This window comes from Mesorhizobium sp. M7A.F.Ca.US.014.04.1.1 (assembly GCF_003998745.1).
Classification (GTDB): Bacteria; Pseudomonadota; Alphaproteobacteria; order Rhizobiales; family Rhizobiaceae; genus Mesorhizobium; species Mesorhizobium ciceri.
In genome coordinates this window covers 1-2,634 of the sequence record NZ_RZRW01000707.1, presented here as the reverse complement: position 1 = coordinate 2,634, position 2,634 = coordinate 1, and the positions used below count along the sequence as shown (strand labels likewise).

At 64.3% G+C, this 2,634-nt stretch carries 2 protein-coding genes and 1 pseudogene; 1 reads left to right on the top strand and 2 read right to left on the bottom strand.

Annotated elements, in window-relative coordinates; translation table 11 throughout:
• A pseudogene (locus tag EOA22_RS30285) lies at positions 1-615 on the bottom strand (dihydroorotase); the annotation flags it as partial.
• Positions 612-1,571: an aspartate carbamoyltransferase catalytic subunit gene (locus EOA22_RS30280; RefSeq protein WP_063167954.1), complete on the bottom strand. Its 960-nt coding sequence runs from the start codon at positions 1,569-1,571 to the stop codon at positions 612-614. The pseudogene EOA22_RS30285 and the gene EOA22_RS30280, both read right to left, overlap by 4 nt.
• Before the next feature lie 193 nt (positions 1,572-1,764).
• Between EOA22_RS30280 and EOA22_RS30275 the strand changes: the two genes are divergently transcribed.
• The coding region (locus EOA22_RS30275) for an acyl-CoA dehydrogenase family protein (protein ID WP_206521362.1) at positions 1,765-2,634 on the top strand (870 nt) is incomplete at its 3' end.

Below are 2,634 nucleotides of genomic sequence, written 5' to 3'. Positions count from 1 at the left end.
GAGCCAGCTGGCGTAGAGGCCTTCATTCATCACGCCGGATGAACCGAGGTCCGCATCCTGCGTCTCATGCACGATGGTGGCGCCGAAGTCGCGCGCATAGGTCAGCGCGCGGCGCATCACCAGCGCACTCGATATGGTGTGGCGGCCATCGGTGAAGGCGACCGCGCCGGCTTCGCGCAGCAGGCCGAACTCGGTCATCTCGCGCCCGTCGAGGCCCTTGGTGATCGCCGCAGCCGGAAAGACGTTGACGATAGCCGTGTCTTTGGCGGTGCGCAGCACGAACTCGACAAGCGCCACATTGTCGATCACCGGGTCGGTATCGGGCATCATGACGATGGAGGTGACGCCGCCAGCCGCCGCCGCGACACTCGCCGACGCAATGGTTTCGCGATGCTCGCCGCCCGGTTCGCCGATGAAGACGCGGCCGTCGATAAGGCCTGGAATGATCGCCTTGCCGGCGCAGTCGATAATGGTGGCGCCCTCGGGCGCGCCCTGGTTGAGCGCTGGCTTGCCGGCGGCAACGATCTTGCGGCCATCGACGATGACGGCGCCGATCTCGTCCATGCCGCGCGAGGGGTCGACGATGCGGGCGCGCTCAAAGACCGTTATGCTCATGCGCCGCGGCCCTCTTGATTGCGACGGGGATCGAGCAGCGCTTCCATGACCGCCATGCGCACAGCAACGCCCATTTCGACCTGTTCCTGGATGACGCTTTGCGGGCCGTCGGCGATTTCCGAAGCGATCTCGACGCCACGGTTCATCGGTCCGGGGTGCATCACCAACGCGTCGTCTTTGGCCGCCTTCAGTTTTTCCGCATCGAGGCCGAAATAGCGGAAATACTCGCGCACCGAAGGCACGAAGGCGCCTTCCATGCGCTCGCGCTGCAGGCGCAGCATCATCACCACATCGGCGTCCTTGAGGCCTTCGGCCATCGAACGGGTGACGATGACGCCCATCTTCTCGATGCCAGTGGGCAGCAGCGTCGACGGCGCAACGACGCGCACCTGCGCGCCGAGCGCGTTGAGCAGCATGATGTTGGAGCGCGCCACGCGCGAATGCAGGATGTCGCCGCAGATCGCCACGATCAGCTTCGACAGCGGGCCTTTGGCGCGGCGGATGGTCAGCGCGTCGAGCAGCGCCTGTGTCGGGTGCTCATGCGCGCCGTCGCCGGCATTGACGACGGAGCAGCCGACCTTCTGCGCGAGAAGCGCGGCCGCACCGGCCGACTGGTGGCGGATGATCAATATGTCGGGCCGCATGGCATTCAGCGTCATCGCCGTGTCGATGAGCGTTTCGCCCTTCTTCACCGAAGAGCTTGCCACCGACATGTTCATGACATCGGCGCCAAGCCGCTTTCCGGCCAGTTCGAACGACGACTGCGTGCGCGTCGAGGCTTCATAGAACAGGTTGATCTGTGTGCGGCCGCGCAGCGTCGAGGTTTTCTTCTCGGACTGCCGCGAGATCGCGACCGCCCGGTCCGCCCTGTCGAGCAACAGCTCGATGTCGGCAGGGGAAAGGTCGCGGATGCCCAGAAGATGGCGTTGAGGATAGGGGGACGAAGCGTCGGTCATCTCAAGGGGCTGCTATAGGGTGGAGACTTTGCGGCTGCAAGCGCCAGCTTTGCATTGGAACCGTTCTCCTCATTTTTTTCGTGTAGATGGCCGATTGTATCGGCCGGTATTTTCATCGCGCGCGCTGCATGGCTTGGCTATATCTAGCCGACAGCCTCGGATTCGTGGCTTTCTGACGATAGAAGGATTGGGCGTGACCGACGACGTGACGAACCAGCCGCCGCCGCTGACGGGCGGCAACGCCTGGCGGGGCGATCCGTTGCTGATCCAGCTCGCGGAGCGTTTTTCCGATCCGGTGCGCCGGGAACTCGACGGTCTCGGCCGTTTCGTGCTGACGCAGGAGGCGCAGGAACTGGCGCGCCTCGCCAATGTCGAGACGCCGAAGCTGAGGACGCATGATCGCCAAGGACGGCGCATCGACGTGGTCGAGTTCCATCCCGCCTATCACGCCTTGATGCGCCGCTCCGTGGCCAATGGGCTGCATTCCTCGGTGTGGGAAAACGGCGACACCGAGATCGGCCGCCGCCATCAGGTCCGTGCCGCCCGGTTTTATCTGACGGCGGAGCTCGAGACCGGGCATCTGTGCCCCATCACCATGACCAACGCTTCGCTGGCGGCCTTGATGGCCAGCCCGAAACTGTTTCGTGAATGGGCGCCGCGCGTGACGACGCGCAAATATGACCAGAGCCAAAAGCCGCCGGTCGAGAAAACCGGGCTGACGCTCGGCATGGGCATGACCGAGAAACAGGGCGGCACCGATGTGCGCGCCAATGTGACGAGGGCGGAACGCGCCGGCAGCGGTTTTTATCGTCTGACCGGGCACAAATGGTTCATGTCGGCGCCGATGTCGGATGCCTTCCTGGTGCTGGCGCAGGCGCCGGAGGGGCTGTCGTGCTTCCTCGTACCGCGCGTTCTCGGTGACGGCTCGGGCAACGGCTTCCGCTTCCAGCGGCTGAAGGACAAGCTCGGCAACCGTTCCAACGCATCCTCCGAAGTCGAATTCGTGAATGCAATCGGGGAGATGGTCGGCGAACCCGGTGCCGGTGTGAAGACGATCATGGAC

Excerpts from the sequence above, each read along its gene's own strand:
- EOA22_RS30280 (WP_063167954.1), bottom strand. The coding sequence starts at position 1,571 with ATGACCGACGCTTCGTCCCCCTATCCTCAACGCCATCTTCTGGGCATC.